We start from the raw sequence: 15,680 nt of genomic DNA on the forward strand, positions 1-15,680 counted from the left end.
GATCGTCTCGCAACCAGGGTTCGGATTTGACGTCGAGGCTCCCCCTCCTTCTTGCTGGCGCCGCCTTGTGCGCCCTTGCAAGCCAGGCCGCCGCCGAACCCCGTGCTCAGATTCGCGGTGAGATCGACGGCGACCTCAAGAGCCAGCTCGAACGCGCTATCGGGCAGGTCGACGGAGCGCCTTCCAATCGCTTCGAGGCGCGTCGTCGCGCTCGCGCGGCCCTGACCTCGGCCCAGGCCCTGCTCCGGTCGGAAGGCTATTATCAAGCCACCGTGGAAGATCAGGTGGAGGGCGAGGAAAATCCGGTCGCCGTAGTGCAGGTCGTTCCGGGTCGCCGCTTCGTCCTGGGCGAGGCTTCGGTCAATTGGACGGCGCCCGAGCCCGATTCGGAAACCAGCGCGGCCGTCATTGAAGACATTCGGCTGAAACCCGGCGCGCCCGGCCGGGCGGCTGATATTCTGGAGGCGGAGGGCCGCGTGGTCGCCGACCTGACCCGCCGAGGATATGCCGACGCCACCGCCCTGCCCCGCCGCGTGGTGGTGGATCACGCCACCTTCCTGGTCCAGCCGGGCTTCAACATCAAATCCGGTGAATTGGTACGCCTGGACGGCGTCCAGCTTCGGACCCGAGGGCCGACCAAGGAGAGTTGGCTCAACAGTCTCATCCCGTGGTCCGAGGGCGACCGCTACGATCCGGAAGACGTCGCCGAACTGGAGCGCCGACTGCTGGACACCGGAGTCTATGACGGTGTGGGCGTGGCCCTATCTCCCCTGGACGATGTCCGCCCGGACGGCCTTCGCCCCGTCGTAGTCACATTGGCGGATCGCCCGGTCAGCCTGCTGGAGGCCGGCGCCAGCTATTCAACCTATGAAGGCGTCGGCGTCGACATCTTCCGCACCCGATACAACCGCTTCGGTCGGGCTGACACCCTGCGCTACGGCGCGCGCATCGCCAGCATCGACAGCCGCATCGGCGGTGAATGGTCCCAGCCGCACTGGCGCAGGGCCGGACGGACGCTGAAGCTGTCGTCCTTCATCGTCAACGAGCAGACCGACGCCTACGACCGCAGCGCCATCACTGCGGCCGCCGACCTGTCACAGCGCCTCGGCAAGACGTCCTGGTTCAGCTACGGCCTGGGCGTCGACGCAGGCCGTTACACCGAATACCGCTTCGACCCGGTGACGCAGGAGCCGATCACCTTCGACCGCGATCTCGCCATCGTCACCCTGCGCGGCAGCGCCTTCATGGATCGCTCGAACGATCCTCTGAACCCGACTTCGGGCTATCGCCTGTCGCTGTCGACGCAACCGACCGCAGTGGCGGGCGAGGATACGGTGCTGTTCCTGCGCACCGAGGGCCAGGCGACCGCCTATCTGCCGCTTCAGGACGGGGCCAAGACCGTGCTGGCCGGGCGGGCGCGCATCGGCTCCATCATAGGCGGCGAGGAACTGACCGTGCCGTCGGATCGTCTGTTCTATTCAGGCGGCGGCGGCTCGGTGCGCGGCTATTCCTATCAGAGCATCAACCCGCGCCTGCCCAACAACCGACCGCGCGGCGGCCTGTCGCTGTTCGAAACCTCCGTCGAGGTGCGACGCGATATTGGCGAGAAGTTGCAGGCCGTGGCCTTCGTCGACGGCGGCGCCGTCGGCTTCCAGGAAACGCCCAACCTCAGCAACATGCGATACGGCGCCGGCGTCGGCGTCCGCTACAAGCTGCCTTTCGGCCCCGTCCGCGCCGACATCGCCTTCCCGCTGAACAAGCGCGAGGGCGACTCCGGGTTCCAGCTCTATCTCAGCATCGGCCAGGCGTTTTGACCGACACTCCTCCGCCTCACGAAACGGGCGCAGACGTCGCCGACACGCCGGCCAAGAAGGCCAAGCGCAAGCGTACGCGCCTGCAACTGGCGGCCTTCATCGCGGGCGCGACCTTCGCCGGTCTGCTGGCCCTGATCGTCGTCGCCCTGGTGGGAGGACGGATGTACCTCGTGTCCGACGCGGGGCGCGAACTGATCACCAGTTTCGTCGCGGGCAAGAAGATCAGCCGCTATGGCCGGATCAACGTCGAAGGGTTGCAGGGCGACCTGTTCAACGACTTCCGCCTGAAGCGCGTCACCGTGACCGACGAGAAGGGCGTCTGGCTGGAAGCGACCGATGTCCGTGTCGACTGGTCCTACTGGCCTCTTCTGGCTCGCCGCTTCCATGCGACCGAAATCAGCGCGGGCCAGATTCGCCTGCTACGCCGACCCGAATTGGAGCCGCCCAGCGAGCCGGGCGGGCCGCAGGCCATCTCCATCGACATCGACCGCTTCAGCGCCAATGTCGAACTGCTGGAAGGCTTCTCCAAGGAATACGGCCGCTGGACCCTCAGCGGCGACGCCGCCATTCCGCGCAAGGGCGTCAAGAGCGCCAACGTCAACGCCTACAGCCTGAACCGCAAGGGCGACTATCTCCGTCTGGCCGCCGCCTTCGGCGACAAACCCGAAGACCTGCGGGTCAACCTGCGCGCCAATGAAGCCCAGGGCGGCCCTATCGCCGGATCGCTGGGCTATTCGCCGGATCAACCCTTCTCGGCCGTCGCCGTGGTCAACGGCGAGGTCATCGACGTGGCCGTCCAAACCGGCCAGTTTCGCCCGCTTCTGGTGAAGGGGACCTATGGCGACACCGGCGCCAAGGTGTCGGGTTACGCCGACTTCTCCGGCTCGGACCTGTTGGAGCCCTTCGTCGAGCGTATCGGCCGCACCGCCCGCTTCGGCTTCGCCATGACGCCGGACGCCAAGCGTGAAGGCTATCAGGGCGTGGCCTGGCGCCTGTACGCTGACAACATCGAATCCAGCGCGCGAGGCCTGATCCGCACTACGGACAACACCTCGCCCGACGGCATCAGCCTGGAGCTGAACACCCCCTCGCTCAGCCGCCTGGTGGGGAACCCCGTCGCCGGTCCGGCGGCCTATACGGGCGTGTTCAAGGGCGACGCCCAGGTCTGGACCCTGCAAGGCTCGGCCAGCCTGCTGAACGCCGACATCGCCTCCTATCGCGCCACGCGCATCTCAGGCCCGGTCAATATCGCCGCCAACAAGGGCCGTATCGACGTGACGACCGACGTGCGCGCCGTCGGCGGCTCTGCGGCGGGCATCATCGGCGGACTGTTGGGCTCTTCGCCGCGCATCCAGATGGAAGGCGCGCGCATGGCCGACGGCGCCATGCTGCTGAAGAAGATCGACGCACGCGGCCAGGGCCTGACCTTGGTCGGGTCGGGCGGGCGCGGCCTGAACGGCGGCCTGAACTTCACCGGCCGGGCCGACTTGACCGACCTATCGCGCATCCAGCCCGGCGCGCGCGGCGCGTTCGGCGGCCCGATCCGCGCCGCCTCAGCCAAGGCCGGCGCGCCCTGGACCCTCAGCTTCGACGGGCGCGGTTCGCGCATGGCCGTCGGCATGGAAGAGCTAGACCGTCTTCTGGGCGCGACGCCGCGCCTGCAACTGGCCGGTTCCCTGAATGACGGCGTCGTCTCCATCGATCGCGGCGAACTGACCGGCGCCGCCGGGCGTGCGGGGGCCAAGGGCCTGATCGAGGGGGCCAAGTTGCGGCTGGCGCTGGACTGGAACGCCCAGGGCCCGTTCGGCGTCGGCCCGGTCGCCATCGACGGCGCCATGTCGGGCGACGGCGCCCTGACCGGCACCCTGGCCCAGCCGCGCGCCGACCTGCGCGCCGCCTTCGACAAGGTGGCGGCGGGCGGCCTGACCCTAACCAACGCCGATCTGGTGCTCAGCTTCCGCAAGGGCGCCGACGCCTCGGACGGGCGTGTCGTCCTGAACTCCGGCTCCAACTACGGACCGGCCCACGCCTCGGGCAACTTCTACCTGGGCGGACCGCGCCTGCGGCTGTCGGACGTCGATGTGAACGCGGGCGGCGTGGCGGCCCAGGGCGACGTCGCCCTGTCGAATAACTTTCCCTCCAGCGCCGACCTGACCTTCACCGCGCGTCAAGGCGCCTTCCTGGCCTCCGGCGAGGCCAATGGCCGCGTACGTCTGACCGAAGGCGCCGGCGACCAGACCGCCGTGCTGGACGTCACGGGCCGCAACGTGCGCCTGATCGGCCAGGACTGGACCTTGCGCAACCTGTCGCTGAAGGGTCAGGGCACGCTGGACCGCCTGCCCTTCACCCTGGCGGCCGATGTGGGCGGCGCCAATCCCGTGCAGTTCAATGGTTCGGGCGAGTATTCCCGCCAGGACGCAGCCCAGAGCCTGACCCTGCGCGGCGGCGGCCGCGTGCGCGAGATCGCCTTCACCACCCGTGCGCCCGCCGTCTTCGCCATCAACGGCGACGGCCGCGTCGCACGCCTGGACCTGGGCGTCGGCGGCGGCGTCCTGACCGGCGAACTGAAGCAGGATAGCCAGGGCAGCGTCATTCAGGCCGATATGACCAATGTCGAAATGGGCTCTCTCGCGCCCGACCTGCGCGGGCAGGTGACGGGCCGCGTCTCGATGCAAGGCCAGGGCGACACGCTGCGCGGCTCCGCCAACATCGACCTGAAACAGCTTCGCAGCGTGGACGCCCCTCGAGGACTGGCCGTCGACGGCACGTTGAACGCCGACCTCGGCGACAACATCCTTAGGCTGCGCGCCCAGGCCAACGACGGCACGGCCGTTCAGGCGACCGCTGATGTCAGCCTGCCGGTCGAGGCTTCCGCCGCGCCTCTGCGCCTCGCCATCGCCCGCACCCGCGACATGTCGGGTCAGGTCGCCATTCGTGGTCAGATACAGCCGATCTGGGACCTGTTCCTCGGCGGCGCCCAGTCGCTGTCCGGCCAGGTGAACGGTCAGGCGACCCTGGCCGGCACGCTGAACGCCCCGCGCCTGAACGGTCGCCTGGATCTTGAACAGGGCGCATTCCGCGACAGCGCCACGGGGCTCCGCCTCGAAAGCGTGACCCTGGCCAGCCGCTTCAACGACAGCCAGGCCGTGATCGAACGTTTCCAGGCCACTGACGGACTGAAGGGCGAGGTGTCAGGCAGCGGCGATCTGGGCCTGCGCCAGGGATCGCCCTCGACCCTGCAGCTCGAGCTGACGCGCTTCCGCGTCATCGACAACGATATCGCCCAGGCCCGCGCAAACGGCCGCCTGACCGCAGTGCGCGGCGCCGACGGCAACATCCGCCTGACAGGCGCCGTGAATATCGACGAGGCCGAAATCTCGCCGGAGCTGCCTGGCTCCAACGGCATCGTCAAGATGGACGTGGTCGAGATCAATCGCCCCGGCGGCGATCCGGTCGAAACCGAGAAGAAGACGGCGGGCGGCCCCCAGATCGGCCTGGATCTGACCCTGACAGGGCGCGAAATTCATCTTCGCGGCCGCGGACTGAACGTCGAATTGGCCGCCAACGCCAGGGTGCGCGGCACCATCGCCCAGCCTCAGTTGACCGGCACGGCCAATGTGGTGCGCGGCGACTATGAATTCGCAGGCAAGCGTTTCGTCTTCGATGATCGCGGCTCGGTCATCCTGTCCACCGATCCAGCGCGCATCCGGCTGAATCTTCAGGCCGTGCGCGAAGACCCGGCCCTGACCGCCGTGATCAAGGTCACCGGCAGCGCCGCCGAACCCAAGATCGAGCTGACCTCCACGCCCGCCCTGCCCCAGGACGAAATCCTGTCGCAGGTGTTGTTCGGCCGATCGGCGGCGCAGTTGTCGCCGTTCGAGGCGGCCCAACTGGCCTCGGCCGTGGCCTCCCTGGCGGGAGGCGGCGGGTTCGACGTGATCGGCAACCTGAGAGAACTGGCCGGTCTGGATCGCCTCTCCTTCAGCGGCGAAGCGTCCAGCCTGACCGTGGCTGGCGGCCGCTACATCACGGACGACGTCTACCTCGAAGTGATCGGCGGCGCCGAACGCGGAGCCGCAGTCAGCGTCGAGTGGCAGGTCCGGCGCAACCTCGCCATCACCTCGAAGTTCGGCGGCGAAGGCGACACCTCCCTATCCGTCCGGTGGCGGCGCGAAGGCCCTCGTCCCGGCGGCGATCGTCGAGATCGCCGCCCCAACGCCTCCACGCGACGCTAGAACAGACAACCCGGCCTGACCGCCGGGTTGTTCTTCGACCAATTTGTTCTTGATTTGTTCCACTTCGTTCCGCATCATGCGGCCATGAACAAGGCGATCAATGGACGCGGCGCACGTTCCAACGCCTCGGGTCGGTATGAAGCCGACCGACGCGAGGCTTGGGACGACGGCTGGACGGATCAGGACGAAGCGGCCCCGCCGCTCCGCACCACCCTGTCCCCGGAACACGCCCGCACCATCATCGCCCGTAATACGAGTCCCGACGTCGGCTTCGATCGCTCCATCAACCCCTACAAGGGCTGCGAACATGGCTGCATCTACTGCTACGCCCGTCCGTCCCATGCCTGGATGGGCCTATCCCCGGGCCTGGATTTCGAGAGCCGGATCTTCTTCAAGCCGGACGCCGCGCGTCTGCTGGAACAGGAGCTCTCAAAACCCAGATACGTCTGCCGGCGCATCCACATAGGCGGCAACACCGACCCCTATCAGCCGGTCGAGCGCGAAACGAAATCGACCCGTTCGATCCTGGAGGTCATGCAACGGTTCAAACAGCCGTTCAGCATCATCACCAAGTCGGTGTTGATCGCGCGTGACGCAGACATTCTGGGCGACATGGGAAGACAAGGCCTGGCCTCGGCCTTCGTCTCCATCACCACCCTGGACCGCAAGCTGGCGCGGGCGATGGAGCCGCGCGCCTCCACGCCCGCCAAACGACTGGAAGCGATCAGCCGCCTGGCCGAAGCTGGATGCCCGGTCGGCGTCGGTTTCGCCCCGGTCATCCCCGGCCTGAACGATCATGAACTCGAAGCGGTGCTGGAGGCGGCGCAGAAGGCCGGGGCGACCTCGGCCATGTACGTGACCCTGCGCCTGCCGCTCGAAATCAAGGACCTGTTCCGCGAATGGCTGGCCGACGCCCGCCCCGACCGCGCGGCGCGCGTCATGTCGCTGATCCGCCAGACGCGAGGCGGCAAGGACTACGACCCGGACTGGTCGCAGCGAATGAAGGGAACGGGTCCCGTCGCCGAACTGATCGCCGCGCGCTTCAAGACGGCGGTCAAACGCTACGGTCTGGACGGCCCTCGTCATACGCTGGACGTGACCCAGTTTCGCATTCCCGCCGACGCCCGTCCCCAACTGGACCTGTTCGACCTGGCATCCTGATCAGCGCCGGAAGACGCCCACCAGTTCGATATGCGTCGACCAGATGAACTGATCGATAGGCGTGACCTTCTCGAGCCGGAAACCGGCATCGACCAGAACGCGCGCGTCGCGAGCGAAGGTCTGGGGATTGCAGGATACGCCGACGATGACCGAGGCCTTGGTCCCCGGAAGTTGCTGCGTCTGCTCCAGGGCGCCCGCGCGCGGCGGATCAAGGACGATGGCCTCGCACCCCTTCAGGTCGTAGGGCGATAGAGGACGACGGAACAGATCGCGCGCCTGGGCCTCGATTCCTTTCAGCCCCTGCGCCGTGCTCACGCCCGCCTTGAGGGCGGCGATGGAGGCGGCGGCGGAATCGGCCGCCGTGACGCTGGCGACCTCGGCCAGCGGAAAGGTGAAGGTTCCCGCGCCGCAGAACAGGTCGGCGACCTTCCTGGCCCCCCTCACCGCCTCGACGGCGCGTTCGACCATGGCGGCCTCGGCGGCCGGCGACGCTTGCAGGAAGGCGCCCGGCGGCAAGGGCACAGACGCCCGTCCGAACCGAACGCGAGGCTGACGCGCCATCACCAGCGTATCGCCGTCCAGGCTGAGGCGCGCCAGATCCGCTGCGGCCGCCGCTGCAATGGCGAGCGCCAGCTGGTCGCCGTTCAGGCCGCCGGAACGCTTCTCCACCCCCGTCACATCGACGTCCAGACCACTGTCGGTCAGGGTGACGTGCAGGGTCGGCGCCGACTTGGGATGGCCCAGGAAAGGCGCCGCGACCTTGGCGAGCGCCGGCAGAGCCGCCGTCAGGAGCGAGTCCGACAACGGGCAGTCCGTAAGCTCCACCACTCGCCACGACTTGCGCGCCTTGAAGCCCAGGATGACTCGCCCGTCCGGCCCCTGGCGCGCGTGCAACGCCAGGCGCCGGCGACTGGCCAGCGGCGTGGCCACCGTCGCCTCCACCTCAGTCTCCAGCCCTTCGCGCGCCAGGGTCTGGAGCACCACCTCGCGCTTCCAGGCCAGGTAGGGCGCGTCGGCCCAGTGCTGCAACGGCGCGACACCGCATTCGGCATAGGTTTGCGAGTGAATCGGACGCCGTTCGGGACTGGCCTCGATCAACTCGAATCGCTCGGCCCGCCCGCCCTTGACCTCGGCCGCGATCACCTCGTCCGGCAAGGCGCCCGGTACGAAGACCGGGCCGTCGGCGGTGTCGGCGATCCCGTCGCCCTGATGGCCCATGCGGGCGATGGTCAGCGTTTGCGTCATGCGGCGGCTTCTAACGGTTTCCGCGCGAAAATCGAAACATGAACGAAGATGAACGACGCGATCAAAAGCCGTTCAGCTTCGCGGCCCTATCAATGGCTGCAACAGACGGCGGCCTGACCCGTTCAGAGAACGTCCGTCGAAGGAACAGAAACGATGATCGCTCTCATCTCGAAAAAAGCCTCGGTCGCCGCCATCGCCGCCCTGGCCTGCGCCTCGGCCGTCGCCCTGCCCGGCGTCGCCTCGGCCCAGAGCTACGGCTATGACTATCCGCCCGCCTATGGCTATGGAAACAGCGGCTACGGCCAGGGGACCTATTACGATCCCTGCGTGCGTGATCAGCGCCAGCGCGCCACGACCGGCGGCCTGCTGGGCGCCGCCATCGGCGCCGTCGCCGGCTCCCAGATGGCGGCCCGCGGCCGCCGCACCGAAGGCAGCGCTCTGGGCGGCGTCCTGGGCGCCGCGATCGGCGCCGGCGTGGGAAACAGCTCGGCCGCCTGCGACAGCCGTTATCGCCGCGACGCCAACTATGGCTATCAGGGAACCTACGTCCCGCCTGCCTATGGTTACGACAACCGAGGCTATGACAATCGCGGCTATGACTACGATCGTCGCTACGACGACCGTCGCGATGCTTACGACTATTACCGGGACGATCCCGATACCTACGCCTCCACGCCCCGCGACGCCGATCAGTGCCGCCTGGCCGAGAGCAACATCCGTCTTCCCGACGGTCGCATGGAGACGCGCTACGTGCGCACCTGCATGGACCAATCGGGCCGCTATCGCGTCGTCGATTAAGTTTCAGCCCCCCTGTCAATCGACGATGTGAAGAGGGCCGCCGGATCACCGGCGGCCCTCAAATCGTTTGGGCTCAGGCTTTCTGAGCCCAGAGCAGGAACTCGACGTTGCCGTCGCCGCCGGTGATGGGGCTGTCGGCGATCTCGCGCACAGTCCAGCCGCTCTCTTCCAGCCAGGCGCGCACCCTGGCCACGGCGGCGGCATGCGCCTCCGGATCCTTGACCACGCCCTTCTTGCCGACCGCCTTGGGGCCGTCCGCCTCGAACTGAGGCTTCACAAGCGTGATCAGATCCGCCTCCGGCTCCGCCAGAGCCAGCGCAGCGGGCAGAACCTTCGACAGGCTGATGAAGCTGGCGTCGCAGACGATCAGCGACGGCGTCTCGGTGATCAGAGCCGTGGTCAGGTGGCGTGCGTCAGTCTTCTCCAGATTCACGACACGCGGATCGGCGGCGACCGAGGGATGCAGCTGCCCTGTGCCGACATCCACGGCGAAAACCTGCGCCGCGCCGCGATCCAGACAGACCTCGGTGAAGCCGCCGGTCGAGGCGCCGACATCCAGCACCACGCGCCCCTCAATCGCGACCGGCCACAGCTCCAGCGCGTGCGCCAGCTTCAAGGCGCCGCGACCGACCCAGGGATGGGCGGCCTCGGCCTCGATGACGGCGTCTTCCGCGACCTTTTCGGAAGGCTTGGCGACGACGCGGCCGTCCGCCCTCACCCGCCCCGCCTCGATGGCGGCGCGGGCGCGGGCGCGACTGTCGAAGACGCCGCGCGCGACGAGAAGCTGGTCGATCCTCACGCCCTTACAGGGTTTCCAGCCGCTTCAGCGCGGCCTGCAGCCGGGCCTTGCCCTCTTCGGCTTCAGCCAGTTTGGCGCGCTGCTCCTCGACCACTTCGGCGGCGGCGCGGGCGACGAAGTTGGGGTTGCCCAGCTTCTTGTTCACATGGCCGATGTCAGCGTCGAAGACGGCGATCTCCTTCTCAAGGCGCGCGCGTTCGGCGTCCAGATCGATGATTCCGGCCAACGACAGGGCGACCGTCGCCCCGCCCGAGACGAAGGTCACGGCTCCGGCGGGCGCGGCCTCGGCCACGGCGACCTCGGACACGCGGCCCAGGGTCAGGATCAGGTCGCGGTGACGTGCGATGCGTTCAGCCGTGGCCGGGTCCGGGGCGACAAAGGCGAGCGGCGGCTTGGCCGACGGCGGCACGTTCATCTCGGCCCGCAGCGCGCGGATTTCGCCGATCAGATCGACCAGCCAGCCGATCTCGGCCTCGGCGTCCGTATCCACGAAAGCGTCCGGCAGCACCGGCCAGGTCTCGCCCATCAGCAATCCCTCGCGAGCCGGGCCTTCCCTGCCCAGTTCGGCCCACAGCTCCTCGGTGATGTAGGGCATGACCGGGTGCAACAGCTTCAGCGTCTGATCGATGGTCCAGGCGGTCATGGCGCGAGTCTCGGCCTTGGCGGCTTCGTCCGAACCGTTGAACACCGGCTTGGCCAGTTCCAGATACCAGTCGCAGAAGACGTTCCAGATGAAGCGGTAAAGCGCGCCCGCCGCATCATCGAAACGGCCGCCTTCGATAGCGTCCGACACCTGACGCTCGGCCTTGGTCAGCTCGCCGCGGATCCAGCGGTTGATCGTCTGCTGCACAGTCGCGGGGTCGAAGTCCTCCACCCGACGCGCCTCGTTCATCTGGCTGAAGCGGGCGGCGTTCCACAGCTTGGTGCCGAAATTGCGATAGCCTTCAATGCGCTGCTTCGACAACTTGATGTCGCGCGTGCCCGACAGGATGGCCATGGTGAAGCGCAGCGGGTCGGCGCCCAGTTCGTCGATGATGTTCAGCGGGTCGATGACGTTGCCCTTGGACTTCGACATCTTCTGGCCCTTCTCGTCGCGGACCAGACCGTTGATGATGACACGCTTGAACGGGACTTCTCCGTCCATGAAGTGCAGGCCCATCATCATCATCCGGGCGACCCAGAAGAAGATGATGTCCGCCGCCGTGACCAGATCGCTGGTCGGATAGAAGCGCTCCAGATCCTCGGTCTTTTCCGGCCAGCCCATGGTCGAGAACGGCCACAGGGCGGAACTGAACCAGGTGTCCAGAACGTCCTCGTCCTGGGTCAGCACGACCTCGGAATCATAGTCCGACAATGCCTGTTCGCGGGCGTCATCTTCCGTCTCGGCGACGTAGATCTCGCCGTTGGGGCCATACCAGGCCGGGATACGGTGGCCCCACCACAGCTGGCGCGAGATGCACCACGGCTCGATGTTGCGCAGCCATTCGAAGTAGATCTTCTCGTAGGACTTCGGCTCGAAAACGGTCGTGCCCTCCTCGACCGCCTTCAGGGCCGGCTGGGCCATGACCTTGGCGTCGACGTACCACTGGTCCGTCATCCACGGCTCGATGACGACGCCCGAGCGGTCGCCGTGCGGGACCATGTGCTTGGTCTTCTCGATCTCGCGCAGCCAGCCTTCTTCCTCGGCGCGGGCGACGATGGCCTTGCGCGCGGCGAAGCGGTCCATGCCTTCGTATTCGGCAGGCACGTCGGGCGTGTCGGCGGCGGTGATCCGGCCGAAGGCGTCCATGACGTTCAGCGCTTCAAGTCCCGCACGCTTTCCGACGCCGAAGTCGTTGAAATCATGGGCAGGCGTGATCTTCACCGCGCCCGACCCCTTGGTCGGGTCGGCGTAGTCGTCGGCGACGATCGGAATGCGGCGCCCCGTGATCGGCAGGGTCACGAACTTGCCGACCAGACCCTTGTAGCGTTCGTCCTCTGGGTGAACGGCCACGCCGGTGTCGCCCAGCATGGTCTCCGGCCGGGTCGTCGCCACGACGATGAAGTCGCGCGTCTCGAACTCGGTCGCCTTGCCGTCTTCGTCGAAGGCGACCGGGTGCTCATAGGTCACGCCGTCCGAAAGGCGATAGGCGAAGTGCCAATAGGCGCCGTCGACCTCTTTCTGCTCGACCTCAAGGTCCGAGATGGCGGTCTGGAAATGCGGATCCCAGTTCACCAGACGCTTGTCGCGATAGATCAGCCCGTCCTTGTGCAGCTGGACGAAGACCTTGCGGACGGCGGCGTTCAGCCCTTCGTCCAGCGTAAAGCGTTCGCGCGACCAGTCGCAGGACGAGCCCAGACGGCGCAGTTGGCGCACGATGGTCCCGCCGGATTCGGCCTTCCACTCCCACACCTTCTCGATGAAGGCGTCCCGGCCCATGTCGCGGCGGCCGATATTGCCCTCAGCCGCCAGCTTGCGCTCGACCACCATCTGGGTGGCGATGCCCGCGTGGTCGGTGCCCGGCAGCCACAGAACGGCCTTGCCCTTCATCCGGTGATAGCGAGCCAGAATGTCCTGAAGCGTGTTGTTCAGGGCGTGGCCGATGTGCAGGCTGCCCGTTACGTTCGGCGGCGGAATGACGATCGAATAAGCGTCGGCGGCGCCGTCGGTCGGCTTGGCCGCGCGCGGAGCGAACAGGCCGCTGTCCTCCCACTGGGCGTAGATGCGCGGCTCGGCGGCCTTGGGTTCGAACGTCTTCTCAAGCATGGTCATCTCGTTTCCCCGAGGCGTCGCGTGAATGCGCCGCCGATCGGGGCTGGAATTCTTCGGTAAAGCAAAGGGCGGTCCCGCCGGAACCGCCCTTATGTGACTTAATGATCGCCGCGCCCGGCGGCTAGGTCAAATCAGTGACGCCGCGGTGAGAACCAGCCGTCGTCCGTCCGCTGAACCGACCCCGCCACAGCCAGGACGGCCAGGGTCTGCTCGATCCGGTCCGTCTTGCGACGGCCGATCCGACCATCGAAGCGGCGCGCCAGTTCAAGAGGCTGTAGCGGCCGGCCTTCGCGGCGCAGTTCTTCCAGCAGCACGCCGGCCAGGACTGCGGGCGCTTCGGGCAAGGGCTTGCGCGGGTTCACCTTGTCGAGCGACGCCTCGATCTGCACGGCGCGCGCGGACGCCTTGATCCGGCCGGCTTGAGCAAGTAACGCCCGTCGTCAAAGGGCAGGAAGTTCGCCGCCCGTCGCTCCACCACCCGCAACCCGTGGCGCGGCAACTCCATGTCGGCGATGACGCGCGGGTTCAGCAGGCTGACGGTGTAGCTGGCGGTCGAGTTGCGGAAGCCGGGATGGAATTCCTCGGTCACCGCCGCCCCGCCGACGACGCCGCGCCGCTCCAGCACCGTGACCTTCAGCCCGGCCCGCGCCAGATAGAAGGCGCAGACCAGTCCGTTGTGCCCGCAGCCCAGGATGACGACGTCCGTTTCCGTCTGCGCCATGCGCGCTCCCTCCCGCTTGAGGGAGCGACGCTAGTCCTAGGCCGCGCGTCCCGCCAGATAGCGGCGATGCAGCAGCGGCTTGCCCAGCCAATAGGCCAGTTCCGCCGGGCGGCTGATGTTCCAGACGGCCAGATCGGCGGCCTTGCCCGCCTCCACCGTGCCGATCTCGTCCTGCAGGCCCAGCGCGCGGGCCGCGTTGCGCGTGGCGCCCGCCAGCGCCTCTTCCGGCGTCAGGCGGAACTGGACGCAGGCCAGGTTGATCGCCGCCGTCATCGAGGCGACCGGCGAGGTGCCGGGGTTGCAGTCCGTCGCCACCGCCATGCGCGCGCCATGCTGGCGCAGCAGGGCGATCGGCGGCGCCTGCGTCTCTCGCAGCATCAGGAAGGCGCCGGGCAGCAGCACCGCCACAACGCCCGCCTCGGCCATCGCCTTCACGCCCGCCTCGGTCGTGTGCTCGATATGGTCGGCCGACAGCGCCTGATAGCGGGCAGCCAGCGCCGCCCCGCCGCCGTCCGACAACTGGTCGGCGTGCAGCTTGACCGGCAGGCCCAGTTCCTCGGCCTTGTCGAACAGGCGGCTGACCTCCTCCACCGAGAAGGCGATGGGCTCGCAATAGGCGTCGACGGCGTCGACAAGTCCCTCGGCATGGGCGGCGGGCAGGATTTCGTCCACAGCCTTGTCCACATAGACGACGCGGTCGACCTTATGCTCCGGCGGCATCGCATGAAGGCCGAGATAGGAGGTGCGCACCCGCACCCCCGCCTCGCGACCGATCCGGCGAGCGACGCGCAACATCTTCAGTTCGCTGTCGTGATCCAGGCCATAGCCGGACTTGATCTCGACCGTGGTGACGCCGGTGGCCTTCAGCCCTTCCAGCCGCGCCACGGCCGAGGCGTAGAGCTGATCCTCACTCTCCTCGCGCGTTGCGCGCACGGACGAGACGATGCCGCCGCCGGCGCGCGCGATCTCTTCATAGGTCGCGCCTTCCAGCCGCCGCTCGAACTCGCCCGAGCGGTCGCCGCCGAAGACCAGATGGGTGTGGCAGTCCACCAGCCCCGGCGTGACCCAGCGCCCGCCCAGACTGTCGGCTTCCACAGCCTTGTGCACAGGCAGATCGGCGCGCGGCCCGACCCAGGCGATGCGCCCGTCCTTGATCAGGATGGCGGCGTCTTCGATCGCGCCATAGGGGGCGCCGCTCTCGGTCATGGCGGCGACGTGGCAGTCGGTGACCAGCAGATCGGCGTCGATCATCGCGCAGCCACTCCAGCCAGAATTTCACAGAACCAGCGCCCCGCCGTCAGGGAGCCGAGGTCGCCGACTTCCAGCGACGGGTCGTATTCGGTCAGGTCGACGGCGCGGACCTTGGCGTGGGCGCCGATGGCGCGGGCGGCGTCGAAAAAGTCGTGCACCGACACCCCGCCCGGCCGCGCGCCGGGGCTGGCGGGCCACTGGCTGCGGTCGATCACGTCGATGTCGAAGTCGACGTAAATAACCTCGCACAGGGACGACAGGCGCTCCAGTTCCTCGACCACGATGTTGGCCAGACCGCGCTGGCGGCACTCGCGGGCGGTGCGGACGCTGATGCCCGCTGCCTCAGCCTTTTCATGGGCGCGGCGGGTGTTGGCGAAGGGGGCCAGGCCGACTTGGCTGATGCGGCGGCCGTCCATGCCGTCATCCAGCAGCGCCTGGATCGGGTTGCCGTTGGTCAGGCCCTGATCCGTGTCGCGCAGGTCGAAGTGGGCGTCCAGCGTCAGCACGCCGACGCGCTCTAGTCCCAGAGCATGAACACCGGGACGGGTGATGGCGTTGTTGCCGCCGACCAGAATGGTCAGGTCGCGATGGGCCTGCGCCGCCACCGCGTCGCGCACCGGCTCAAAAGCGTCGAAGGGCGAGACAGCTTTCAGCGCCACATCGCCCGCGTCATGGACCTTGATCTCAAGTTCCAGCCCCGTCTCGACATCATAGGTCGACAAACGCGGCAGCACGCCTCGCAGGGCCTTCGGTCCCAGATCGCAACGCCCCGGCGTCAACGACCGCTCGTTCAGCGGCGCGCCGATCAGGGCGACGCGCGCCTCGGGATGCTGGCCGACCAGATCGCCGACACAACGCCAGCCGAGGGCCTCAGACGGTTCGCTCATGGATGTCATCCTTTGGC

The 15,680-nt window shown here is 67.7% G+C and carries 10 protein-coding genes and 1 pseudogene; 4 read left to right on the plus strand and 7 right to left on the minus strand.

Features of this window, described 5'->3' with window-relative positions; genetic code table 11:
• Positions 1 to 65: 65 nt before the first annotated feature.
• The 3 genes from AC52GN_RS08050 (at position 66) to AC52GN_RS08060 (ending at position 7,210) form a co-directional block, all read left to right on the plus strand.
• Positions 66 to 1,814, plus strand: coding sequence for an autotransporter assembly complex protein TamA (locus tag AC52GN_RS08050; RefSeq protein WP_496528719.1), 1,749 nt, complete (start codon positions 66 to 68; stop codon positions 1,812 to 1,814).
• A complete protein-coding gene (locus AC52GN_RS08055) occupies positions 1,811 to 6,049 on the plus strand; it encodes a translocation/assembly module TamB domain-containing protein (RefSeq protein WP_496528720.1) in 4,239 nt (1,412 codons plus the stop codon). The genes AC52GN_RS08050 and AC52GN_RS08055 overlap by 4 nt, the downstream gene beginning before the upstream one ends.
• 84 nt (positions 6,050 to 6,133) lie before the next feature.
• A complete protein-coding gene (locus AC52GN_RS08060; protein WP_496528721.1) occupies positions 6,134 to 7,210 on the plus strand; it encodes a PA0069 family radical SAM protein in 1,077 nt (358 codons plus the stop codon).
• Here the strand turns inward: AC52GN_RS08060 and AC52GN_RS08065 are convergent, their stop codons facing one another.
• A complete protein-coding gene (locus AC52GN_RS08065) occupies positions 7,211 to 8,455 on the minus strand; it encodes a class I SAM-dependent RNA methyltransferase (protein WP_496528722.1) in 1,245 nt (414 codons plus the stop codon).
• Positions 8,456 to 8,608: 153 nt separating this feature from the next.
• On the opposite strand from AC52GN_RS08065, the gene AC52GN_RS08070 reads away from it, so the two are divergent.
• Positions 8,609 to 9,253, plus strand: a complete 645-nt coding sequence (locus AC52GN_RS08070; protein ID WP_496528723.1) for a glycine zipper 2TM domain-containing protein — start codon at positions 8,609 to 8,611, stop codon at positions 9,251 to 9,253.
• A 73-nt stretch (positions 9,254 to 9,326) separates the two neighbouring features.
• On the opposite strand, the gene AC52GN_RS08075 is transcribed toward AC52GN_RS08070, so the two are convergent.
• From AC52GN_RS08075 to AC52GN_RS08100, 6 genes and pseudogenes are all read right to left on the minus strand, one after another.
• On the minus strand, positions 9,327 to 10,052 hold the full coding sequence (locus tag AC52GN_RS08075; protein WP_496528724.1) for a TlyA family RNA methyltransferase: 726 nt from the start codon (positions 10,050 to 10,052) through the stop codon (positions 9,327 to 9,329).
• Positions 10,053 to 10,056: 4 nt separating this feature from the next.
• Positions 10,057 to 12,798, minus strand: coding sequence for a valine--tRNA ligase (locus AC52GN_RS08080; RefSeq protein WP_496528725.1), 2,742 nt, complete (start codon positions 12,796 to 12,798; stop codon positions 10,057 to 10,059).
• 137 nt (positions 12,799 to 12,935) lie between these two features.
• On the minus strand, positions 12,936 to 13,193 hold the full coding sequence (locus tag AC52GN_RS08085) for a hypothetical protein (protein ID WP_496528726.1): 258 nt from the start codon (positions 13,191 to 13,193) through the stop codon (positions 12,936 to 12,938).
• A gap of 46 nt (positions 13,194 to 13,239) precedes the next feature.
• Positions 13,240 to 13,525: pseudogene (locus AC52GN_RS08090) on the minus strand (FAD-dependent oxidoreductase); the annotation flags it as partial.
• A 36-nt stretch (positions 13,526 to 13,561) separates the two neighbouring features.
• Positions 13,562 to 14,773, minus strand: coding sequence for an imidazolonepropionase (hutI, locus tag AC52GN_RS08095; RefSeq protein ID WP_496528785.1), 1,212 nt, complete (start codon positions 14,771 to 14,773; stop codon positions 13,562 to 13,564).
• Positions 14,773 to 15,663, minus strand: a complete 891-nt coding sequence (locus AC52GN_RS08100; protein WP_496528727.1) for an agmatinase family protein — start codon at positions 15,661 to 15,663, stop codon at positions 14,773 to 14,775. Before AC52GN_RS08100 ends, hutI begins: the two co-directional genes overlap by 1 nt.
• Positions 15,664 to 15,680: the final 17 nt, after the last annotated feature.

The sequence above is a fragment of the Brevundimonas sp. SS2672 genome (genome assembly GCF_059579685.1).